This window comes from Nocardia sp. NPDC056564, from assembly GCF_042793755.1.
Lineage (GTDB): Bacteria > Actinomycetota > Actinomycetes > Mycobacteriales > Mycobacteriaceae > Nocardia.
Map to the genome: position 1 here is coordinate 204,866 of NZ_JBHTUR010000013.1, position 21,242 is coordinate 226,107.

Genomic DNA, 21,242 nt, shown 5'->3' on the forward strand with positions numbered 1-21,242 from the left:
AACAGACTGTCCAGCAGTGGTTCATCGCCCGGCCGCGGCGCGGTGAGCGCGGAAGTCGATATCCCGCAGCCGGTTCGGTTGCGGTCGCTCACCTGGACCGTGTTCGTGCCGATGGCGTTGTACGGCACCGGAGCTGGGGCCGCGTCGCCGATGTACGCGTTGCGGGCGCTGGATCTCGGGGCCTCGATCGGGTTGGCCGGGTTGCTGGTCGCGCTGAGCGGGCTCGGCATGGTGGTGGCGGATCTGCCTGCGGGGCGGATCGTGGCCAGGATCGGGGAGCGGGGTGCGATCGCGGTCGGCTCGGTGCTCGGCGTGATCGGGGTGCTGTGTGCGGTTGCCGCGCCGACTGTTTGGTTGCTGGCGGTAGGTCTGCTGCTCAACGGTGCTGCGGCCGCGGTGTGGGGGCTGGCTCGTCAGTCGTACATCGTGGCGGTCGTGCCGGCGGCGGAGCGGGGTCGGGCGATGTCCACGCTCGCGGGCGCGCATCGGCTCGGGTATTTCTGCGGGCCCTTCCTCGGTGCCGCGCTGGTGCATGGCATGGGGCCGAGTGGTGCGTTGTGGTTGCAGTTGGTCACCACGGTGCTCTCCGGTGCCGCGATGGTCGCCATTCCGGCGCCGGACGGTGTGGATGCGGGTAAGCGCGGACACACCTTGCGGTCGGTGGTCGTCGAAAACATCGGAGTGCTAGGCACTCTTGGCTCTGCGGCGTTGCTGATGGGCGCCGTGCGCGCGTCCAGGGTCGCGGTGCTCCCGCTGTGGGCGGCGCACATCGGCCTGAGCGCGTCGACCACGAGCCTGGTGTTCGGCATCGCTGGCGCGGTGGACGTGCTGATGTCCTATCCGGCGGGCCTCTGGTTGGACCGGCGCGGCAGCCGAGCCACCGGCATCCCGGCAATGATGTTGTTCGCCATCGGATTCGGCGCGCTGCCGTTCACCTCGTCGATGCTCGGCATGGGTGCGGTCGCCGTGCTACTCGGCCTCGCCAACGGCGTGAGCAACGGTCTGATCATGACCGTCGGCGCCGACGTAGCCCCCGACGGCCGCCGCGCCGAATTCCTGGGCGCCTGGCGCTTGACCCACGACATCGGTATGTTCGCCGGCCCGATCCTGGCCGGCGCGGTGAGCGCCATCGCCCTCCTGAGCATCTCGTCCCTCGCCCTCGCCGCAGCGGCAACCGCCGGAGCGGTCGCCATCCACCGCTGGTTCCCCCACCCTCCACAACCCGAGAAAACCTGAACTCCCGCACGGTTTCCGATTTCCCGCACCTGAAATCGCATGCAATTTCAGGTGTGACACATCAGAAACCGTGCGGGACGCCAGAAGCCGTGCGGGACGCCAGAAACTGTGCGGGACGCCAGAAACTGTGCGGCGCGCCGGAGGGTGCGCGGGGCGTCGGAAGGGCGTGTTGGGTGGTGAACGTGGGCCGCGGCGGAAGGCGCGGGGTGCCGTTCAGCGGACTCGGGAGCCGAGGAGTTGGCGGACGCCGGCTATGAAGAGCTGGAGGCCGAAGTCGAAGCGGGCGGTGGGGTCGGGGGATTCGTCGAGGGGGGTTTCGTCGGCGGGGAGGGCGCCGGCGGAGTCCATTTGCATCCTGGACTGCTCGTCGACGGTCTGGCCGAGGACGTAGTACAGCAGCGTGAAGGAGGTCAGATCGGCTTCGGGGCGGGGCATGCCTGCGCGGATCGCGGCGCTGGACATGCGCTCCCTGCCCTTGCTGGTGGTCAACCTGGACGCATAGGTGGCGGAGACCAGTTCGGCGCCGTCGCGGTAGGCGAGCAGGCAGTCGCGCAGGCGGTGGGCCAGTTCGCTGAGCTGGCCGGACCATTCGGTGGCGGCGATCGGGTCGTCCATGGGCAGCAGGATCTTGTCCGCGACCGCGCCGAGCAGGGCCTGTTTGTTCGGGAAGTGCCAGTAGAGCGCGCCGGGTTGCACCTGAAGCGAGCCGGCCAGCCTGCGCATGGTGAGGTCGGCGAGGCCGTACTGGTCGAGGATCGCGATGGCGCCGTCGACCACGTCCGCTCTGTGCAGTTGCACCCGAATTCCTTCCCGTCCGAGGGCGGCGCTGGTGGCCGCCTTCGTGGTTACGCAGGCTACCGGTTCGGGCGCTGCCGCTCGCACGCCGCGGTGCTCGCCGCACGCCCCGATGAGCCGATGTGCGGCTGCGCACCCGGCTCCCAGTGTTTTGACTCACTGTCCTGTCTACCCTAGCCTGAACACCGTTCAAGTTGCCCGGCCACCTCGGCCGACCGAAGGGATTCGTGCAGTGACCCAGGCTTCCGTCGACACCTCCATTCTGTCCGTCGCCCGCGAGCAAGTCCTCGACCGCGGCGAAGGGCTCACCCAGGAGCAGACGCTCGAGGTCCTCCGCCTCGGCGACGACCACCTCGAGGAGCTGCTGGCCCTGGCGCACGACGTGCGGATGAAGTGGTGCGGCCCCGAGGTCGAGGTCGAGGGCATCATCAGCCTCAAGACCGGCGGCTGCCCGGAGGACTGCCACTTCTGCTCGCAGTCCGGCCTGTTCCAGTCGCCGGTGCGCGCGGCCTGGCTCGACATTCCCAGCCTGGTCGAGGCCGCCAAGCAGACCGCGAAGACCGGTGCCACCGAGTTCTGCATCGTCGCGGCGGTGCGCGGCCCGGACGAGCGACTGATGGCGCAGGTCGCGGCCGGCGTCGAGGCGATCCGCAACGAGGTCGACATCCAGGTCGCCTGCTCGCTCGGCATGCTCACCCAGGACCAGGTCGACCAGCTCGCCGCGATGGGCGTGCACCGCTACAACCACAACCTGGAAACCTCCCGCTCGCACTTCCCGAACGTGGTCACCACGCACACCTGGGAAGAACGCTGGGACACGCTGCGCATGGTCCGCGAGGCGGGCATGGAGGTGTGCTGCGGCGGCATCCTCGGCATGGGCGAAACCCTGGAGCAGCGTGCGGAATTCGCGGCGAACCTGGCCGAGCTCGAGCCCGACGAGGTGCCGCTGAACTTCCTCAACCCGCGTCCTGGCACCCCGTTCGGCGACCTCGAGGTGCTGCCCGCGGCCGACGCGCTGCGCGCGGTCGCCGCGTTCCGGCTCGCGTTGCCGCGCACCATCCTTCGCTTCGCCGGCGGTCGCGAGATCACCCTCGGCGACCTCGGCGCCAAGCAGGGCATCCTCGGCGGGATCAATGCCGTCATCGTCGGCAACTACCTCACCACGCTCGGTCGGCCGGCCGAGGCGGATCTCGATCTGCTCGGCGAGTTGAAGATGCCGATCAAGGCGCTCAACGAAACCCTGTGAGGGAGCGCCGGCGAATGAACCCGAAGGCACAGCGCGCCTGCGCGCGCCGGATCCGAGCGCTGGCGAGGCGCGGTCGGGCGCAGACCCATGAGTAAGGTCATGGGCATGGACGAGCGCTACAACCCGTTCACCGGCAAACGGATCGTGCCCGGCCTCGAGGATGCCGTGCCCGCGGCGGCCGCGCTCGGCCTGGAGCCGCCGCGGTTCTGCGCGCAGTGCGGCCGCCGGATGATCGTGCAGGTGAGCCCCGACGGCTGGTGGGCCAAGTGCTCGCGGCACGGCGTGATCGACGCGGCCAGTCTGGAACTGCGCTAGTGGGCGCGACGAGGAGCGCGCTGCGGGCGGCGGTGATCGTGGCCGTCGCGGTGATCGTGGTGAGCGCGCTCGGCGGCATCGGGTGGGGGCTGCTGGCGCCGACCGAGCAGCTGTTCGTGGTCGAGCCGGGGCGGGGCGCCGTGTTGACCGGCGAGAGCGTGCACCAGTTCGACGCGGTGGCGATGTTCGTGTGCTTCGGCGCGGTGGTCGGCGTGCTGAGCGCGGCCGCCACGTGGCGGTGGCGCAGTCAGCGCGGGCCGCTGTTGCAGATCGGCCTGCTGGTCGGTTCGCTGATCGGCGCCGTGGTGATGGCGCGGCTGGGGGAGCAGGTCGCCCAGTGGTACCACCCGCGGCCGCACGATCCGCCGGTCGGGCAGATCGTGGAGCTGCCGACCGAGGTGGGCACCTGGCTCGCGTTGGTCGTGCAGCCGCTGCTCGCGTCGCTGCTGGTGCTGTTCTTCGCGGCGCTGAACTCGGCGGAAGACCTCGGCACCGGCACCGCCGTCGAGCCCGGAAGCTACGATCCGGCAGGCGCGTTCGATCCGTACCGTGCCGCGTCGTACCCGGCGAGCGCCGGTCCGCTCCCTTACGGTGATTACGAACCGGCCAGGGAGGCCGGTTCCGGTTCGTCGCCGGAGACTCGTCCCCACCGCTGACGCGTTGTCCGAACCGTTGCCCGCGGGACGGCACAGGCGTACCAAATCAGCCTAGAATTGGGTAACACGCTGTGCGTTCAGAGAGGAACGAGTCGTGGCGTTCGTCGGTAGCGGGCTGGTGGTCGAGGAACTCGACGCCAAGTTCTGGCGAGTGGTCGAACCGCTCGTCTATCAAGGTGATTCCCAAGAATTCGTGATCCCCGCCGGGTTCCGGACCGACTTCGCCTCGGTGCCGCGGGCTTTCGTGTGGCTGGTGCCGCGCTACGGGGCATATACCCGCGCGGCCATCCTGCACGACTATCTGCGTAGCTCGGGCGCCGTGGGTGTCGCGGACGCGGACGGCCTCTTCCGGCGCTGCCTGCGGGAACTGGGCGTCACCGTGCCGCGCCGCTGGATGATGTGGGCGGCCGTACGTTTGACCAGTGGGCTGCGCGGCGCGACGCCCGGCGCAGTGTTCACCTGGGTGCTGATCGCGGTGCCCTCCGTGGTGTTCCTGGCGATTCCGGCCATCGTGGTGCAGGTATTCCTGGTGCTGTTCTGGTTGGTGGAGTTGCTCTCCTGGGGTATCGCGCGTCTGTTCACCCGCACCATGACCCCACCCCCGCAGCCCCAGATGAAGACCGCCTGATCTGGTCTCGAGGTAGCGTTTCAGGCGTGTTCGTATCACCGGTTCCCGGATCGCTGGAGCGCCCGTGATCGGCCGCCGCGGACGGGATCAACTGGTGGAACAGGTGCGCCGGCGGGTATCGACACTGCGGGTGCCGCAGCCGTGGAATCTCGCGGACTTCCTGGAACCGGTGACGGCCATGCTCGGCAAGGAAATTCGGCTCATGCCGCTGCCGAACGACACAGCGGCGGCTCTGCCCTGCGGGCTGGTGCTCGAACGCGCCGACGACATCGTGATCGCCTACGACGCACACAGTTCCGGGTATCACGCCGATCACATCGTGCTGCACGAGATCGGGCATCTGCTGCTCGATCACGCCGGCACTCCGGACCATAGAACCACCCGGGCGACCATCGAAAACCTATTTCCCAGCATGGATCCCGACAGTGTGCTGCGGGTACTGCAGCGCAGCGACTATACCGATGTCGCGGAACGGCAAGCGGAACTGTTCGCCTCGCTGGTCATGTCCGAGTCTCGAACGGCCACCGCGAGTTCGCCGTTGCGCAGGCTCATGTTCTTGGACTGAGCCGCGCCACATGGTGACCTCGTCCTGGCCGACCACATGGTCGTTGCCGCTGATCGGTTACGCCTGGATCTTGGTCATATTGCGCCTCAGCAGCTTTCGTGCGACCTTCCTCGATCGGCACGCGAATCTGGTGTTCGTCTCGTTCACGGTCGCGTCGACCATGCGTGAACCCACCACGCAGCAGTGGATCGTCGAACTGTGCGCAGGGCGCGTTTCCGGCGCGTCCCTGTTCCAATTCGCGATGATCCTCATGGGCGCGGCACTCGGGTTCAATGTGATGGCCGTCGCCACCGTTACCGGGCGGTCCTATCGGCCGGTGATCGTGCACGGTATAGCGGTGGCCGGTGCGTTGTCCGCGCTGTATTTCGGCACCGGAGCGCGAGCTCACGGCGTGCTGATCGAGGAGGAAACAGGGTGGGCGCCACTGGGTTTCTGGCTATCGATGCTGCCGATGGTCGGTTTCCTTGACTACTTGATCATCCAGGTCAGTGTCGCCGAGTTGCGCAGGCGGTCCGAGCCACGAGAGGTGCTGGCGTACGCGGCGTTTACGCTGTTTCCGTTGGTTCACCTGGTCGGATACGGTTCTGCGCCGGTCGCGACGATCTTCTTGATCCGTGGTGAGCACAACGTTTTCACCGCGATGCTGGCCGCCGCCGATCGGGACATCCTGCTGTATCAGACCGCGCTCTTCGCGATCGGAATGACCGTGCCGATGCTGTTTCGGCTCGCCGCGCCGCTCGGCCTGGACAGTGCGTCGCGCAGCCGAAAACGGTTGCTGCCGCTGTGGTCCGACCTGACCGCTGCCTGCCCGGAGATCGTCTATCACGATCCGACTCCCGAGCTCGGCAGCCGATTTCTTCTGCACCGCACCGTGATCGAGATCCGCGATTGCCTGCGCATTCTGTCTCGATACATCCCGGGCACGGTTTCCCTGACGGGTGATACGGACACCGTCCGCGACTACGCGATCCAGCTCGCGCACGCCTGCGTAGCCAAGTCCGCGGGTGCCGAGGCCTCCGCCGAGACGCTCACACTTCCCTCCACCGCGGGCGACGTCAGCGCTGAAACCGCCGAACTCACCGCCCTTGCCATGCACTGGAACGATGCGCGAACCATTGCGAACCTTCCGCTGCGCACGCAGGCTGATCAGCCATTGCGTGGAATAAATGGGTGGAGGGGGCGTTAGGGGTGGGGGTAGTTTCTTCGGGTTGGCCTTGGCGACTGGTGGAAGGGAGGTCCGGTGATGAACGGGGACAGGACGGCGGCGGATCTGCCGGTCGAGCAGGTGCGGGAGCGAGCTGATCTGGTGGCTTGGCGGCGGCGGGATGCGTTGCGGCGCAGTAGTGCCGCGCAGCCGGTGCTGAACAAGAAGCGGTATCGGCGGGGGAGTAAGCATCGGAACGCGAACGTCGACTCGTGAGTCCCGCGCGGCTCAGGTGGGCGGACGCAGGGCGGCGAATTCGTCGGTGACGCGGATGCCGGAGTCGGTGTAGCGGTAGACGGCGGCGGGACGGCCGCCGGCGCGGCCGGGAGCCCGAGTCTTGCCGGTGGGGGTGATTACCTTGCGGCGAGAGAGGACTCGTTGCAGGTTCGTCGTGTCCACATCGTAACCGAGTGCGGCACAGTAGATTTCGCGCAGCGTGGACATGGTGAAGTCGGCGGGGGCGAGCGCGAACGCGATGTTGGTGTAGGAGAGTTTGGCGGCCAGGCGGGTGCGGGCGTGGTCGACGACGGTGCCGTGATCGAAGGACATGGCCGGCAGCGCGGACAGCGGATGCCAGGCGGTGTCGTCCGGTAGCTGCGGGTCTGCCGTGAGCGGGACCAGGCCGAGATAGGCCGAGGCGATGCGGCGCGGGGCGGGAACGCGGTCGGGCGCGCTGAAGACCGACAGCTGCTCCAGATGGGCGAGCTCACGCACGTCGACCTTCTCCGCGAGCTGGCGGCGGGCCGAGGTGTCGAGGTCCTCGTCGTCGCGCAAACGGCCGCCGGGAAGCGACCAGGTGCCCTTCTGCGGGTCCAGCGCGCGCTCCCACAGCAGCACCGCCAATTCGGTCCGCTGCCCGGGTGGGCGCCGACCGATTACCTCGTTTCCGGCATCGGCAGGGCTCGGACCTGCGGCGATGTTCGCGGGGAACCGGCGAACCTGGAACACCGCGGTGAGCGATTCGTGGATGGTGCTACTATGGGCCACGTTTTCGATTATAAGTCGAAAACCTGGTTTGGTGCGAATCGGCGGAGTAGCCACTCGCACGACGAAGGGAGCCATCATGGCGACGATGGGTGCGAAACTGGCGCCTCCGCTGATGGGGCAGGTGTTCGACGGGCCGTCGGGGTTCAGTGGTGTCGAAGCAACCCCCGAGTGGGCGCAGGAGATCAAGCGACTGGCCCGCGAACGAAACGCGACAATCCTCGCGCACAACTATCAGTTGCCGGAGATCCAGGACGTGGCCGATCACGTCGGCGACTCGCTGGCGCTGTCCCGGATCGCGGCCGAGGCGCCGGAGGACACCATCGTGTTCTGCGGCGTGCACTTCATGGCCGAGACCGCGAAGATCCTCAGCCCCGCCAAGACCGTCCTGATCCCGGATCAGCGGGCAGGCTGTTCGCTCGCGGATTCCATCACCGCGGACGAATTGCGTTCCTGGAAGGCCGAATTCCCGAACGCGGTGGTGGTGTCCTATGTGAACACCACCGCGGAGGTGAAGGCGCTCACCGACATCTGCTGCACCTCGTCCAACGCGGTCGACGTGGTCGCCTCGATCGACCCGGACCGCGAGGTGCTCTTCCTGCCGGACCAGTTCCTCGGCGCGCACGTCAAGCGGGTCACCGGCCGGGAGAACATGCACATCTGGGCCGGCGAATGCCACGTGCACGCGGGCATCAACGGCGACGAGCTGACCGAACAGGCGCGCACCCACCCGGACGCGGACCTGTTCGTGCACCCCGAATGCGGTTGCGCCACTTCGGCGTTGTACCTCGCGGGCGAGGGCGCGTTCCCGGCCGAGCGGGTGCACATCCTGTCCACCGGCGGCATGATCGACGCGGCCAAGCAGGTGCGCGAGCAGCGCGGTCAGGCGACCCAGGTGCTGGTCGCCACCGAGATCGGCATGCTGCACCAGCTGCGAAAAGCCGCCCCCGGCATCGACTTCCAGGCCGTGAACGACCGGGCCTCGTGCAAGTACATGAAGATGATCACCCCCGCCGCCCTGCTGCGCTGCCTGGTCGAGGGCCGCGACGAGGTGCATGTCGACCTGGAAACCGCTGCGCGCGGCCGTAATTCGGTGCAGCGGATGATCGAGATCGGTACCCCGGGCGGCGGTGAATGACGCCGACCCCTGCCCGCGCGGCGGTGGTCGGATGGTGGTTGCGGAACGCACGGAGAGGCACGGGCGAATGACTCCGGTGTCGATCGACTGGGAGACCGAGGCCGATCTGGTGGTGATCGGCGGTGGCGTCGCGGGACTCACCGCGGCGCGCACCGCCTCGCTGCGCGGGTTGCGGGTGCTGACGCTCAGCAAGGGCGGCGCGACCGACACCTCCACCCAGTACGCCCAGGGCGGGATCGCTGTTGTCGCGCCGGACGGTGATTCGGTCGAATCGCACGTGCACGACACGGTCGAGGCCGGCGCGGGCCTGTGCGATGTGGACGCCGTGCGCTCCATCGTCGAGGGCGGGCAGGCCGCGGTCGCGGCGCTGACCGACCTCGGCGCGGTCTTCGATCTCGGCCGGGACGGGCAGATCTCGCGGACCCGCGAAGGCGGGCACAGCACCCGGCGGATCATCCACGCGGGCGGCGACGCCACCGGCGCGGAGGTGCAGCGGGCGTTGAACGCGGCGGGCCTGCCGGTGCTGTTCGGCGCGGCGGCGGGTGAGATCCTCACCGGCCCCACCGGTGTGCAGGGCGTTCTCGCGGTGTCGGACCGGGGATTCGGTGTCGTGCACGCGCCTGCGGTGCTGTTGGCCACCGGTGGGCTCGGGCAGCTCTACGCGCTCAGCACCAACCCGCCGGGTGCGACCGCCGACGGTGTGGGGCTGGCGCTGCGGGCCGGGGCGGCAGTAGCCGATCTGGAATTCTTGCAGTTCCACCCGACGGTGCTGTACACGCCGGGTGGGCTCGGGCGTCGTCCGCTGATCAGTGAGGCGGTGCGCGGCGAGGGCGGGATTCTGGTGGATTCCGAAGGAGATTCGGTGACCGCCGGGGTGCATCCGCGGGGCGACCTGGCGCCGCGGGATGTGGTGTCGCGGGCCATCGCGGCTCGGATGCGCGCGCTCGGTACGGACCACGTCTACCTCGACGCACGCGCGATCGACGGCTTCCCGCAACGGTTTCCGACGATCACCGCCTCGTGCCGCGCCGTGGGCATCGATCCGGGTACCGACCTGATTCCGGTCGCTCCGGCGGCGCACTATCAATGCGGCGGAGTGATGACCGACCCGCACGGTCGCACCGCGGTGCCCGGTCTCTACGCCGCGGGCGAGGTCGCGCGCACCGGTCTGCACGGCGCTAACCGGCTGGCGTCCAACAGCTTGCTCGAAGGCTTGGTCGTCGGCGAACGTGTCGGCGCGGCCGCTGCCGAACGGCTCGGTGAGCGAGGTCGAGTCACCGACCTGCCTACCCGGATCGTCGACAGCGCGGATCGTGCTGTGGTGCAGCGACTGATGACCGACCACGCCTCGGTGGTGCGGGATCAGGCGGGGTTGGACGAGGCGATCAAGCGCATGGAAGACGCAGTGACGCAACGCGAGACACTGCGCGACGCGGCACCGGGCGACTTGGCCGGATCGCCCCCGGGCGGCTCGTTCGAGGGTGCGACCGCTGCACCGGTCGCGCAGGCGGCTCCGGACGAGTTCGCCAGGCGCCTCGCGGGAATCGAGGATGCGGCGCTCACCCTGGCGGCACGCACCTTGTTGCTCGCCGCCTCCGCCCGCACCGAAAGCCGCGGCTGCCATACCCGTTCCGATCACCCCGAGCCCGACGCTCGCCTCCGCCACAGCATGCCGGTCGTGCTTGACGAGGACGGTCGTCCCCGGCTCGACCGATAGCCCGGCGAGTGGCACATGGCGGCGGCAAGCTTCTGCCCCGGTGTGCCACTCGACCCGGTCGCACGTACGAGTAGATAGAGGAGTGGTTGATGGCTCTGGACAGTGAATTGGACAGGGATGAGGTGGTTGCCCTCATCCGCACCGCGCTCGACGAGGACCTGCGCTACGGTCCGGACATCACGACCGCCGCGACGGTGTCCGCCGACGCTGTGGCGAAGGCGTCCGTGGTCCCGCGGCAGCCGGGCACGGTGGCCGGACTCGACGTCGGGCTGCTGGTGCTGGACGAGGTGATCGGCGCGGGGAACTACGAGGTCACCGGCCGCGTCGCGGACGGAACCCGGGTCACCCCTGGCCAATCCGTGCTCACCGTGGTCGCCCCCACCCGCGGCCTGCTCACCGCCGAACGCACCATGCTGAACCTGGTCTGCCACCTCTCCGGCATCGCCACCGCCACCGCAGCCTGGGTCGACGCGGTCGCGGGCACGGACTGCAAGATCCGGGACAGCCGCAAGACGCTGCCCGGTCTGCGCGCGTTGCAGAAGTACGCGGTCCGGGTCGGCGGTGGGGTCAACCACCGGATGGGTCTCGGCGATGCCGCGCTGATCAAGGACAACCATGTGGCCGCCGCGGGTTCGGTGGTCGAGGCGCTGCGTGCCGTCCGCGCGCTGGCCCCGGACATCGCCTGCGAGGTCGAGGTGGACAGTCTCGAACAACTCGATGCCGTGCTCGCGGAAAACGTGGAACTCGTCCTGCTCGACAACTTCCCGCTGTGGCAGACCCAATCGGCGGTGCAACGCCGCAACGCGGTGGCGCCACAGACGAAACTGGAATCCTCCGGCGGACTCAGCCTGGAGGTGGCCGCCGAGTACGCGGGCACCGGTGTCGACTACTTCGCGGTCGGCGCGTTGACCCACTCGGTGCGCGTGCTGGACCTGGGCTTGGACATGTAGCGGAACGATCTCCGGTGCCGATCAACGAGTGTGTTGTCTCGTCTTGATCGCATTACCGTTGTTACGCAATACATTCGCGTAGGCCCGTGCCACGATGCCGTAATGAACAGCGGGTGTCGCCTGCTTGCCTCGGTGCTGTCGATCATGACAATTCTTACGGTGTCGTGGGCCGGTGCGCCGCCGGCCTCGGCCGAGCCGGACTGCGGCGGCGGTGTCGCGGCCCGGCCGATCGCCGTCGCGGTCGACGGCGAGCAGTCGAACGGGTGGGCCTACGAGCCCTATCGGTGCGTTGCCGGTGACCTGCCGCCGGCGCGGCTGATCCTCGCGGTACACGGGTTCAACGAGAAGTCGTCCGACTATCCGGACGTCATGTCCGCGATCGCTCGGCGCAGCGGTGCGACGCTGCTGACGCTCGATCAGCGCGGCGGGGACAGCGAGTGGAAGACCGGGGAGTGGAATCCCTGGGCCGGTTGGCACGACGTGGTCGCGACCGCGCAGTGGTACAAGGGCGAGCATCCGACGGTCGGCAGAACTGTGCTGTGGGGGTGGAGCCAAGGCGGCATGACGAGCGGGCTGGCCTTGGCGTACGGCCCTGCGGGGTTGTTCGACTACTGGGTCGACACGGCGGGTCCGTCGAACACCGTCGACTACTGGAACGCGGGCACCACGCTGGGACTGCCGCAGGTCGCGCAGATCGAGCGCGACGCCGGTGACTGCACGCCCGCGGTCTGCCCGCAGGCCTACGCGGACCGGTCCACCGTGGCGCTCGCGGCGAAGCTGCGCGCGCAGCGGGTGTTCCTGGTCCACGGCACCGCGGATCCGATTGTCCCGTACCAGCATTCGCTCGACCTGAAGAACGCGCTCGCGGCGGCGGGGGAGCCGTACTCGATGTACACGGTGGTGACGGGGCGCGGTCCGGACGGAGCCGTGCTGCCCGGCACGCACTGGATCGGACCGGTCTGGTTCCAAGGAGCCTGCGTGGTCGAGCGGCTGCTTACCGAGCTCGAGCCGGTGGACGGGCCCGCCCGCGAGTACGTCACCGATGTGCTGGCCGGAGTGGACACCGCCCCCGCCCCGCCACCAGGTGCGACCTGCGCCGCTTGATTCCGCGCGCACCCCATTCCGCGTGTGCCGCCCTCGTGCGATCCCCCGCGCCCGCGCTACGCGGTAGACCGGTCGTCGCCAGAATTGTCCGAATCGACAGGGAACCGGTGCTGGTCGGCTCTCGGTCGTTGCCTGCACCAGTTCCTTGTGATCATTTGACCAGGTGCTGTTGGGGGGTGTGCTCGAGTCGGGGCGGATTCCCGGGGGAGTGATGTGGACTACTTCGGGTAGGGGTTGCGGACTTTGGCTGTTAGCCGAGTATTTGCCATTGCTGGGTACCATGCGGCGATGATTGGTGGCCGGCGCGTGGTTGCGTGGTTGTTGGCGAGCGTGACCGTGGTGGTTGCGTCGGGGCTCGTTGCGCCGTCGGTGTCGGCTGAACCGGGGTGTCCCGGGGACGTGGCGGTGCGGACGGTCGCGGCGACGGTCGACGGGGAGCAGGCGACCGGGCGCGTTTATGAGCCGTATCGGTGTAGTCCCGGTGATCTGGCGCCGCGCGGTCTTATCGTGGCGGTGCACGGTTACAGCGAGACGGCGGCTTCCTATCCCGAGGTCATGGCCGGAATGGCCCGGCGCACCGGGGACGCGCTGCTGACGCTGGATCAGCGGGCCGAGGGCAGTGTGTGGAAACCCGGCGAGTTCAACCCGTGGGCCGGATGGCAGGACACGGTGGCGCTCACGCAGCAGTACAAGGGCGAGCATCCCTCCGTCGGCAAGACCGTTTTGTGGGGTTGGAGCCAAGGCGGGCTGACGGCCGGATTGGCGTCGGCGTACGGACCCGCCGGGCTGTTCGACTACTGGGTCGACGCCTTCGCCCCGACGAACATCGTCGACTACTGGAACCTCACCAGCGCGTTCTTCCCGGCACAGCGGGCGCAGATCGAGCACGACGCGGGCGGCTGCACACCGCGGCAGTGCCCGCAGGCCTATGCCGACCGTTCACTGGTCGCCATCGCGCCGAAGCTGAACGCCGAGCGCACCTTCCTGATCCACGGGCTCTTCGATGTCGATGTGCCGTACCAGCATTCGGTCGATCTGAAGAACGCCTTGGCGGCGGCGGGCAAGCCGTACTCGATGTACACGGTGATCACCGAGCGGACTCCGGACGGCGGTATCCAACCCGGCCTGCACGACGTCGGAGCGACCTGGCAGCAGGGCATCTGCGTCGTCGAGCGGGTGGCCGAGGGGCTGGAACCGGTGGACGGGTCGGCTCGGGACTACGTCATCAACGTGCTGGGCGGCGTCGACACCGCGCCGCCGCCACCGCCGGGCGCGACCTGCACGGCGTGATCAGGCGGTGAGTTCGCGTTGCAGCGGGGTGCGGAAACGGGGGATCGCGCGCACGTCGCCGAACCACGCGGCGGTTCGCGCCGCCTCGGCCTCGATCAACGCGACGGCATCGGCGCCCACGTCTTCCAGTAGGCGATAGACGATTTCGCCGTCACCGCGCTGCGCCCAGCCGCCGACGATGCGGCCGTTCCACCACACCGTCGGTCCGATATTGCCGTTGGTGTCGAACAGGGCCGGCGCGTGCGGGCCGAGGTACCACTCGCGGGACTGCCAGCCCATCGGGGTCGGATCAAGGCAGGGCAGCAGCGCGGCCCAAGGTTCCGGTGCGGCAACGGGTTCCACGTCATCGGCGAGCAGCAGGCCGGTGCCGCCGTCCAGATCGACCTCGACCACGTCGAGATCGGTGAGCGCCTTGCGCACTTCGCCGAGACCCCAGCCGGTCCACCACTTGAGGTCGGTGATCGGGGCCGGGCCGAAGGCATGCAACCACCGCCGGAGCAGTTCGGCACGCGCCCGCTCGGCCGGCATCGACGGAACCCCTTGGGGCAGCCAGGATTCGATGGGCTCCCAGGTGTATTGGCTGCTGGCCCAGCTGCCGTTCGGGCGGCCGCGCACGATCCGGCCTTCACAGCCGAGGGTCACCAGCACCCAGGTGGTGATGTTGGTCGGGCGCGAATACGGCTTCCCCGGAGCGGGATCCACCTGGGTGCGCAGCCGGGGCACGTCCTTGCTCAGCTGCGCGCCGGTGGCGGCACCCCTGGCCAGCAGCGCGTCGTGGGTCTCGGTCTCGACCTCGTCCAGCCAGCTCGCGACGTCGCCCTCGACCGCCCCCGATTGCTCGATGAACTTGCGGTAGGCGCGACGCTGCTTGTGCGCCAACGCATCCGCGCACGACGCCTGCAAGGCCGGGACCAGGTCGAGCGGCGCGACGAACATGGTCCGCCGCATCGCGAGCATGCGCAGCAGCGTCCGGTCGTCGTAGAGCGCCTGCTCGACGTCCGCCGGGATGAGAGTGTTGCTGCGCGACCCGACGGACAGGACCACCGTGGCCGGATCGGTCGCGTGCAGCACCACCATCGACCGGACGATCTCGGTCACCTGATCGGACCGGTTCGCCGCGGCCAGCCGATGCCGCACCGCGAGGCGGGCCCGCCGCTCGGCCACATCAATCGAACGCATCAGCGAAGCCTAGCGTTCGCGGGTGCGGTTCAGAGGCCGAAGTCTTGCGGGTTCAGGTTGAGGGTCTGGCAGGCCTCGCGGACGGCGGCGATCTCGGTCCGGTCGAAGTCGCCGTCCGCGTTGCCGATCATGATGCCGATCCGGATCACCGCGTCGGCCTCGGTGGGCTTGCCCGCGGCCTTGCCGATCTGCTGGAGCACGTAGGCGCGGCCGAAGGCGGGGTCGCTGGTCAGGCGGTTGCAGTTGTCCTCGAACCGGGCGCGCAGGTCGTCGATGGGGAAGTTCCGCAACACCTGATCGGCGGCGATCAGGTTGGCCACCTTCATTCGTTCGGCCGGGTCGACGCTGCCGTCGGCGGCCGCGACCAGGGCGCAGATGCCCATGCTCGCGTCGCGGAAGGAGCCGCCGCGCAGGTCGTTCTTCTTGGCCAGCAGTTGCGCCTGCCATTTCGGCGCGTTGTCCACCAGCGTGCTGATCAGGTTCGCGTTGGACAGCAGGCGGTTCAAGAAGGCCATGCGCGGGAATTTAGCAGACCCGCGCCGATCGTTCCCGGCGGCAACAGGATCCGTCGTCAGTGCCCCGGTTCCCAGGCGCGGACCAGGTCGAGCAGGCCGGGGAAGCGGGCCTCGAGATCGTCGATGCGGACCTTGCTGCGACGCTCCAGACCGTAGCGCTGCTGGCGGGTGACGCCGGCCTCGCGCAGCACCCGGAAGTGATGGGTGAGCGTCGATTTCGGGCGGTCGATGTCGAACCAGCCGCAGGAGCGGTCGGTATCCGGGGATTCGTTGAGCAGCTTCTGAATCATGGTGAGCCGCAATGGATCGCTGAGCGCGGCGAGCACGTGATCGAGGCGTAGGTCGGCCCGGTCCGGCTCGGGCAGCCGGGTGTCGGGGACTCGGGTAGTCGATGACATCGCTGGACTCCTGAGGGTGTGGGCGCCCTGTACGTGTTTTATCGTACTAGATGCTAAGTTCGACTCCGTTCGTATCGGTACGAGAAAAGTCGAACTAATGGAGGTGGGGATGGCGACGCTCACTGCGCACCGGGTGAACCGGAGCGGGCTCGTGTGGCCGGCGGCATGGCCGGTCATGGCGGTGTTCGTGCTGTCGAACGCGGCCACGCCGCTCTATGTGGTGTGGCAGCGCGAGCTCGGGTTCTCCGCGGGCACGCTGACGGTGATCTTCGCCAGTTACATCGTCGGGCTGCTGGGTGCGCTGCTGGTCGCGGGTGTGGTGTCGGATCGGGTGGGGCGCAAGCCGGTGCTGATGCCCGCGATCGCACTGGCGGTGCTGGCGTGCGTGCTGTTCGCCACCGCGAGTTCGGTTGCGGTGCTTGCGGTTGCGCGGTTGCTCACCGGTATCGCGGTGGGTGCGGCGGTGTCCGCGGGAATGGCGGCGGTGACCGATGTGGGTGGGCCGGAGCGCAAACGGCTGGCGGCGCTGGCCGCTTCGTCGGCGATGGTGCTGGGGGCCGGGCTCGGGCCGCTGTTGTCCGGCGTGCTGTCGGAGACCGTGCCCGGTCCGACGGTGACCATCTTCGTGGTCGAGATCGTGCTGCTCCTCTCGGCTTTCGTCGTGATCGCCCGGCTGGATCTGCCGAAGGGCGCAGGCGGGCGGGGCCCGTGGATTCGGATTCCCGCGGTGGCGCCGGGTGGGCGGACGGCGGTGCTGCTCGGCATCGCGGTATTCGCGCCGGGGATCACCTCGACCTCGTTCGTGCTGTCGCTGGGGCCGTCGCTGCTCGCGCATCTGCTCGGCGCCACCAACCGGGTGATCGCGGGCGGTCTGGCGTTCGCGATGTTCCTGGGCGCCACCGGCATTCAGTTCGCCGCGCGCCGCCTACGGGTGCGCACGATCCTGCTCGGCGGCGCGGTCGCGACCACGGCGAGCATGTCGACCCTCGTCCTGTCGCTCCAGCTTTCCTCGCTCACCCTCTTCGCGACCGCCGCCGTGCTCGCCGGAATCGGCCAGGGCCTCGGCCAATTCGGCGGGCTCACCGCGATCAGCGCCACCGTCCCCGCCGCCCGCCTCGCCGAGGCCAACGCCGCCCAGAACGTCGGCGGCTACCTCCCCGCCGCCGTCCTCCCGTTGATCGCCGGATTCCTCAGCGACGCAATCGGTCTGACCGCCGGTGCAACCACCTTCGCCGTCGTGGTGAGCGCAGCTGCCACCGCAGGCGGCGTGCTGGTCATCCGCCGCTCGTCCGGCACATGACGCGGGGCGTGTGCGGCTGCGGGTTGGGTTCGGCATGGGTTGGTTGGCTGGGGGTGGTGGCGTGTCATTATTCGGGGATGAGGCGCGGATATGTCCTGGTGGCAGTGGGTGCACTGTTGGTTGCGCTGGTAGGTGTGACCGCGCCTTCGGGTTCGGCTGAGCCTGGATGCGGGACGGGGGTGGTGGTGCGGCCGGTGACGTTGACCGTCGACGGCGAGGACGCCACCGGGCGGGTGTACGAGCCGAGCCCGTGCGGGGCGAGTGCGGCCGGGCCGACGGATCTGGTGGTCGCGGTGCACGGGTACGACGGGTCGTCGAGCGACTTCGAGGGGTATCTGACGTCGATCTCGCGGCGGACGGGGGCGCCGGTGCTGTCGATGGATCTGCGGTCGGCGAGCAGTGTGTGGCGGACGGGGGAGTGGAATCTCTGGGCCGGTTGGCGCGACATCGTCGCGGCGACCCAGTGGTACCGGGGCGAGCATCGTTCGATCGCGCGCACGGTGCTGTGGGGCTGGAGCCAGGGCGGGATCATGAGCGGGCTGGCGGCGGCGCACGGACCCGCCGGGCTGTTCGACTACTGGGTCGACAATTACGGTCCGGCAGACGATTTCACGATGTGGTCGCTCTCGGCGACGATCGATCCGGCACTGCCCGCGCAGATCGAACGGGACGCGGGCGGGTGCACGCCCGTCGTCTGCCCGCAGAACTATGCCGAGCGCTCGCCCGCGCTGCTCGCCGGTCGGATGAGCGTGCGGCGGGCGTTCCTGATCCACGGCACCGGCGACACCGTGGTGCCGTATCCGGCCACGCTGGAGATGCGCGCCGGGCTGCTCGCCGCGGGCAAACCCACCTCGATGTACACCGTCGTCACCGGCCGCGATCTCTACGGCGCCGTGGTCCCCGGCGATCACAGCATCGGACCCGCCTACTTCGAGGGCGGCTGCGTGGTGGAGCGGCTGCTGCTCGGCATCGAACCCGCGGACGGCCCGGACCGCGACTACCTGGTCGACGTCGCCCATGGCATCGCCACCGCACCGCCCGCCCCGCCCGAGGCCAAGTGCGCCGCTTGAGCGGGTGGCGGGCGCCGATGATCCCGGCCGGGAACAGGATCGCGATCACCTGCGGTTGTGGTTGACGACATCGACGACGAAGTGAGGACGAGATGAGCAAGCCGACGGACCCGGCGTATCACTGGAACGGCGCGGAACTGGACCTGGACGGGTACTTCGCGCGCATCGGGTTCGCGGGCGAGCGGGCGCCGACGGTGGCGACGCTGCGCGAGCTGGTACGCGCGCACACCACCTCGATCCCGTTCGAGAACCTGGAGATCCTGCTCGGCCGCCCCATCCTGCTCGACCTGGAGTCGTTGCAGAACAAGCTGATTCGGCAGCGCCGCGGCGGCTACTGCTACGAGCATGTCGGCCTGTTCGCGGCCGCGCTGGAACGCCTCGGGTTCGGCATCACCGCGCTGAGCGCCCGGGTCACCATGGGCGCGGACGAGGGCGTGCGCCCCGCGACGCACGCCCTCCTGCGCGTGACCACCGAGGACGACGACCGAGTATGGCTGTGCGACGTCGGTTTCGGTTCCGGCCCGCTCGAGCCCTTCGAACTGTCTACGGAGACAAACGAATTCACCGCGGGCGCGTGGAAGTTCCGGCTCGAGTACACCCGCGGCGAGCTGGACAGCGACCTGTGGGTGCTGCATCAGTTCGGCAAGGACGGCTGGATCAGCCGCTACACCTTCGCGACCACCCCGCAGTACCGCATCGACTTCGCGGTCGGCAGCCACTTCGTCTCCACCTCGCCGCGTTCGCCGTTCACCACCCGCCCTTACGTGCAGCACTTCGCCCCGGACGTGCACCTGACCGTCGACGGCACCACGCTGATCACCGAACGCCCGGACGGCACCGGCGAAACCCGCCTCATCGAGGCGAGCGAACTGCCGAAGATCCTGTCCGAGGAGTTCGCCATCGACCTCACCGAAACCGACGCCGCGGCCCTGGTCACGGGCTCGTGGCGGACCGCATGAACCAGGCCGCCCCGGCATAGCCGCGCCCACCCCGCCGAGACCGCCAGATACAGTCGGCGGGGTGCGTACCCACCGGAATTACCTCGTCCTGTTCGCCGCACCCGCGCTCGTGCTCGCCGCCTGCTCGTCCGGTCCGGACCAGCCGGACACGGTCGCAGGCCAGTTCGCCGACGCGCTGAACCGCGACGATGTCGCGGCCGCGGCCGCGCTGACCGACGATCCGGCGAAGGCCGCCGACGCCCTCGGCAAGCTCTACGACGGTCTCGGCAAAGAGGTCCGCTTCGACGTCCGCTCGATCGACAAGAACACCTTCACGCTGGCCGCCACCTGGAAGCTGGGCAAGGACGGCAAGGCCGAGTGGACCTACACGACCACCGGCACCGCGAACGACAGCGACGGCTGGAAGGTCAAGTGGAACCCGGACACGGTCGCTCCCGGCCTGGCCGCGGGCCCGCTGAGTTACAGCGCGGTCTACCCGCAGCCGTCCCGCATCCTCGATTCGACCGGCGGCGAGTTGATGACCCAGCAGGTGGTCACCCTGGTCAACGTGAGCCCCGGCGCCGACCTCGTCGCGCTCGCCGGTCTGCTCGGCCCGATCTCACCCGGCATCACCGCGGCCTCGTTGCAGTCGGAACTGGCTGCGGCGCAGGGCAAACCGGTCACCGCGATCAGCCTGCGCGACGCCGATCTGGCGCCGATCCAGGCGCAGCTGTCCGGCCTGCCCGGCGTCACGCTCGCCCCGCAGACCAGGCTGCTCACCAACGACAAGTCGCTCGCCTCGCCCACCCTGTCCGGGCTGGCCGAGCTGTGGCAGAAGAACGCCGACGACAACGCCGGCTGGGCGGTGCGCGCGCAGACCGGCGACGGCACGCAGCGGGTGGGCGGCGCGGATCCGAAGCCGACCGCCGACATCGCGACCACGCTGAACATCGACCTGCAACAGGCGGCCGAGGCGGCGCTGGCGCCGATCCCGCAGCCCGCGGCGATCGTCGCGTTGCAGCCGTCCACCGGCAATGTCGTCGCGGTCGCGCAGAACGGCGCCGCCGACGCGCAGGGCCCGATCGCGCTCACCGGGCTCTACCCGCCGGGTTCGACGTTCAAGACGGTGACCGTCTCGGCCGCGCTGCAGGCGGGCACGGTCACCCCGGACACGGTGCTGCCCTGCCCGGGCGTGGCGAACATCGAGGGCCGCAAGATCCCCAACGACAACAATTTCGACCTCGGACAAGTCCCGCTACATACCGCGTTCGCGCGTTCGTGCAACACCACGATGGGCGAGCTCGGGGTGAAACTGCCCGCCGACGCGCTGACGAACGCGGCCGCGCAACTCGGTCTCGGCATCGACTACGTCACACCCGGGCTGACCACCGTCACCGGCAAGGTGCCGCCCGCGGACACCCCGGCGCTGCGCGTGGAATCCGCGATCGGGCAGGGCCAGGTGACCGCGACGCCGTTCGGTATGGCGCTGGTCGCCGCGTCGATCGCGCGCGGCTCGGTGCCCGCGCCGACGATCGTCAAGGGTCTGCCCGGCACACCGGACAAGACGCCCGCCCCGCTGCCCGCGACCGTTGCCGACCAGGTCAAGGCCATGATGCGGGAAACCGTCACCGCCGGAACCGCCACGCAGCTGCGCGACATCCCGGGCTTGCTCGGCAAGACCGGCACCGCCGAATTCATCGACGACAAGCACGCGCACGGCTGGTTCGTCGGCATCGTCGATGACCTGGCATTTGCCGTATTCATCAACGATGCCAACAGCTCTGGGCCCGCGGTGGACGCGGCCGGACGGATGCTGCGAGCGGCGCATTAGTTCCGGCGCGCCGATGTGGGCGGAGAATATGCCCGTGCTGGCGCGGACCGAAGTCGCGCGGCCCGCTACACTCGTCCCCGGACCGCGTCTGTAAGCAATATGCGGGATGTCACGATTTCGAGAAGGTTCGGAGTAGGCGCCATCGATACCGGTCAGTTGATCGCGGAGCATTACCGCCTGGTC

The 21,242-nt window shown here is 69.1% G+C and carries 22 protein-coding genes; 17 read left to right on the forward strand and 5 right to left on the reverse strand.

Translation table 11 applies throughout. The features are described from left to right. The first annotated feature begins 42 nt into the window (after window positions 1-42). Window positions 43-1,236, forward strand: coding sequence for an MFS transporter (locus ACFQ9K_RS29145; RefSeq protein ID WP_378716105.1), 1,194 nt, complete (start codon window positions 43-45; stop codon window positions 1,234-1,236). A gap of 213 nt (window positions 1,237-1,449) precedes the next feature. Here the strand turns inward: ACFQ9K_RS29145 and ACFQ9K_RS29150 are convergent, their stop codons facing one another. Next, a complete protein-coding gene (locus ACFQ9K_RS29150) occupies window positions 1,450-2,034 on the reverse strand; it encodes a TetR/AcrR family transcriptional regulator C-terminal domain-containing protein (RefSeq protein ID WP_378716107.1) in 585 nt (194 codons plus the stop codon). A gap of 229 nt (window positions 2,035-2,263) precedes the next feature. Between ACFQ9K_RS29150 and bioB the strand changes: the two genes are divergently transcribed. The 7 genes from bioB (at window position 2,264) to ACFQ9K_RS29185 (ending at window position 6,861) form a co-directional block, all read left to right on the forward strand. Continuing rightward, complete coding sequence (gene bioB / locus ACFQ9K_RS29155) at window positions 2,264-3,277, forward strand: biotin synthase BioB (protein ID WP_378716110.1); 1,014 nt, start codon at window positions 2,264-2,266, stop codon at window positions 3,275-3,277. An 87-nt stretch (window positions 3,278-3,364) separates the two neighbouring features. Continuing rightward, window positions 3,365-3,592 carry a hypothetical protein gene (locus ACFQ9K_RS29160; protein ID WP_378716112.1) on the forward strand — a complete coding sequence of 76 codons (228 nt, stop codon included), beginning with the start codon at window positions 3,365-3,367 and terminating at the stop codon, window positions 3,590-3,592. Further along, window positions 3,592-4,248, forward strand: a complete 657-nt coding sequence (locus ACFQ9K_RS29165; protein ID WP_378716115.1) for a DUF2567 domain-containing protein — start codon at window positions 3,592-3,594, stop codon at window positions 4,246-4,248. Before ACFQ9K_RS29160 ends, ACFQ9K_RS29165 begins: the two co-directional genes overlap by 1 nt. Before the next feature lie 94 nt (window positions 4,249-4,342). Beyond that, window positions 4,343-4,876, forward strand: a complete 534-nt coding sequence (locus ACFQ9K_RS29170; protein WP_378716117.1) for a DUF1353 domain-containing protein — start codon at window positions 4,343-4,345, stop codon at window positions 4,874-4,876. 94 nt (window positions 4,877-4,970) lie between these two features. Then, window positions 4,971-5,441, forward strand: a complete 471-nt coding sequence (locus ACFQ9K_RS29175; RefSeq protein WP_378716119.1) for a hypothetical protein — start codon at window positions 4,971-4,973, stop codon at window positions 5,439-5,441. A 10-nt stretch (window positions 5,442-5,451) separates the two neighbouring features. After that, a complete protein-coding gene (locus ACFQ9K_RS29180) occupies window positions 5,452-6,627 on the forward strand; it encodes an MAB_1171c family putative transporter (RefSeq protein ID WP_378716121.1) in 1,176 nt (391 codons plus the stop codon). Between the two features lie 57 nt (window positions 6,628-6,684). Beyond that, on the forward strand, window positions 6,685-6,861 hold the full coding sequence (locus ACFQ9K_RS29185; protein ID WP_378716124.1) for a hypothetical protein: 177 nt from the start codon (window positions 6,685-6,687) through the stop codon (window positions 6,859-6,861). 12 nt (window positions 6,862-6,873) lie between these two features. Here the strand turns inward: ACFQ9K_RS29185 and ACFQ9K_RS29190 are convergent, their stop codons facing one another. After that, window positions 6,874-7,632, reverse strand: coding sequence for an NUDIX domain-containing protein (locus tag ACFQ9K_RS29190; RefSeq protein ID WP_378716126.1), 759 nt, complete (start codon window positions 7,630-7,632; stop codon window positions 6,874-6,876). Between the two features lie 76 nt (window positions 7,633-7,708). On the opposite strand from ACFQ9K_RS29190, the gene nadA reads away from it, so the two are divergent. The 5 genes from nadA to ACFQ9K_RS29215 all read left to right on the forward strand — a co-directional run bounded on the left by nadA (window position 7,709) and on the right by ACFQ9K_RS29215 (window position 13,828). Continuing rightward, complete coding sequence (nadA, locus tag ACFQ9K_RS29195) at window positions 7,709-8,767, forward strand: quinolinate synthase NadA (protein ID WP_378716129.1); 1,059 nt, start codon at window positions 7,709-7,711, stop codon at window positions 8,765-8,767. 67 nt (window positions 8,768-8,834) lie between these two features. Next, window positions 8,835-10,484 carry an L-aspartate oxidase gene (locus tag ACFQ9K_RS29200; RefSeq protein WP_378716131.1) on the forward strand — a complete coding sequence of 550 codons (1,650 nt, stop codon included), beginning with the start codon at window positions 8,835-8,837 and terminating at the stop codon, window positions 10,482-10,484. An 89-nt stretch (window positions 10,485-10,573) separates the two neighbouring features. After that, window positions 10,574-11,434, forward strand: coding sequence for a carboxylating nicotinate-nucleotide diphosphorylase (gene nadC, locus ACFQ9K_RS29205; RefSeq protein ID WP_378716134.1), 861 nt, complete (start codon window positions 10,574-10,576; stop codon window positions 11,432-11,434). A gap of 144 nt (window positions 11,435-11,578) precedes the next feature. Next, entirely contained in the window at window positions 11,579-12,538 is a 960-nt protein-coding gene (locus tag ACFQ9K_RS29210; RefSeq protein ID WP_378716136.1) for an alpha/beta hydrolase family protein, read from the forward strand. A gap of 399 nt (window positions 12,539-12,937) precedes the next feature. Further along, window positions 12,938-13,828, forward strand: a complete 891-nt coding sequence (locus ACFQ9K_RS29215) for an alpha/beta hydrolase family protein (protein ID WP_378716137.1) — start codon at window positions 12,938-12,940, stop codon at window positions 13,826-13,828. Here the strand turns inward: ACFQ9K_RS29215 and ACFQ9K_RS29220 are convergent, their stop codons facing one another. From ACFQ9K_RS29220 to ACFQ9K_RS29230, 3 genes are read right to left on the reverse strand one after another with little or no spacing between them, the layout of a single operon-like run. After that, entirely contained in the window at window positions 13,829-15,007 is a 1,179-nt protein-coding gene (locus ACFQ9K_RS29220) for a winged helix DNA-binding domain-containing protein (RefSeq protein ID WP_378716140.1), read from the reverse strand. It lies immediately after the preceding gene. A 29-nt stretch (window positions 15,008-15,036) separates the two neighbouring features. After that, window positions 15,037-15,522, reverse strand: a complete 486-nt coding sequence (locus ACFQ9K_RS29225; protein ID WP_378716142.1) for a tellurite resistance TerB family protein — start codon at window positions 15,520-15,522, stop codon at window positions 15,037-15,039. Between the two features lie 56 nt (window positions 15,523-15,578). Further along, a complete protein-coding gene (locus ACFQ9K_RS29230) occupies window positions 15,579-15,920 on the reverse strand; it encodes an ArsR/SmtB family transcription factor (protein WP_378716145.1) in 342 nt (113 codons plus the stop codon). Window positions 15,921-16,029: 109 nt separating this feature from the next. Between ACFQ9K_RS29230 and ACFQ9K_RS29235 the strand changes: the two genes are divergently transcribed. The 4 genes from ACFQ9K_RS29235 (at window position 16,030) to ACFQ9K_RS29250 (ending at window position 21,059) form a co-directional block, all read left to right on the forward strand. Further along, window positions 16,030-17,220 carry an MFS transporter gene (locus ACFQ9K_RS29235; protein WP_378716148.1) on the forward strand — a complete coding sequence of 397 codons (1,191 nt, stop codon included), beginning with the start codon at window positions 16,030-16,032 and terminating at the stop codon, window positions 17,218-17,220. Window positions 17,221-17,414: 194 nt separating this feature from the next. Next, window positions 17,415-18,290 carry an alpha/beta hydrolase family protein gene (locus tag ACFQ9K_RS29240; RefSeq protein WP_378716150.1) on the forward strand — a complete coding sequence of 292 codons (876 nt, stop codon included), beginning with the start codon at window positions 17,415-17,417 and terminating at the stop codon, window positions 18,288-18,290. A gap of 92 nt (window positions 18,291-18,382) precedes the next feature. Next, window positions 18,383-19,249 (forward strand): arylamine N-acetyltransferase, encoded by an 867-nt coding sequence (locus ACFQ9K_RS29245; RefSeq protein WP_378716153.1) that lies wholly within the window; start codon window positions 18,383-18,385, stop codon window positions 19,247-19,249. Between the two features lie 61 nt (window positions 19,250-19,310). Beyond that, a complete protein-coding gene (locus ACFQ9K_RS29250) occupies window positions 19,311-21,059 on the forward strand; it encodes a penicillin-binding transpeptidase domain-containing protein (protein WP_378716155.1) in 1,749 nt (582 codons plus the stop codon). The last annotated feature ends 183 nt before the right edge of the window (window positions 21,060-21,242 follow it).

Coding starts and splice junctions, on each gene's coding strand:
- nadA (WP_378716129.1), top strand. CDS start 7,709: ATGGCGACGATGGGTGCGAAACTGGCGCCTCCGCTGATGGGGCAGGTG.
- ACFQ9K_RS29225 (WP_378716142.1), bottom strand. CDS start 15,522: ATGGCCTTCTTGAACCGCCTGCTGTCCAACGCGAACCTGATCAGCACG.
- ACFQ9K_RS29160 (WP_378716112.1), top strand. CDS start 3,365: ATGAGTAAGGTCATGGGCATGGACGAGCGCTACAACCCGTTCACCGGC.
- nadC (WP_378716134.1), top strand. CDS start 10,574: ATGGCTCTGGACAGTGAATTGGACAGGGATGAGGTGGTTGCCCTCATC.
- ACFQ9K_RS29210 (WP_378716136.1), top strand. CDS start 11,579: ATGACAATTCTTACGGTGTCGTGGGCCGGTGCGCCGCCGGCCTCGGCC.
- ACFQ9K_RS29185 (WP_378716124.1), top strand. CDS start 6,685: ATGAACGGGGACAGGACGGCGGCGGATCTGCCGGTCGAGCAGGTGCGG.
- ACFQ9K_RS29220 (WP_378716140.1), bottom strand. CDS start 15,007: ATGCGTTCGATTGATGTGGCCGAGCGGCGGGCCCGCCTCGCGGTGCGG.
- ACFQ9K_RS29230 (WP_378716145.1), bottom strand. CDS start 15,920: ATGTCATCGACTACCCGAGTCCCCGACACCCGGCTGCCCGAGCCGGAC.
- ACFQ9K_RS29235 (WP_378716148.1), top strand. CDS start 16,030: ATGGCGACGCTCACTGCGCACCGGGTGAACCGGAGCGGGCTCGTGTGG.
- ACFQ9K_RS29245 (WP_378716153.1), top strand. CDS start 18,383: ATGAGCAAGCCGACGGACCCGGCGTATCACTGGAACGGCGCGGAACTG.
- ACFQ9K_RS29200 (WP_378716131.1), top strand. CDS start 8,835: ATGACTCCGGTGTCGATCGACTGGGAGACCGAGGCCGATCTGGTGGTG.
- ACFQ9K_RS29180 (WP_378716121.1), top strand. CDS start 5,452: ATGGTGACCTCGTCCTGGCCGACCACATGGTCGTTGCCGCTGATCGGT.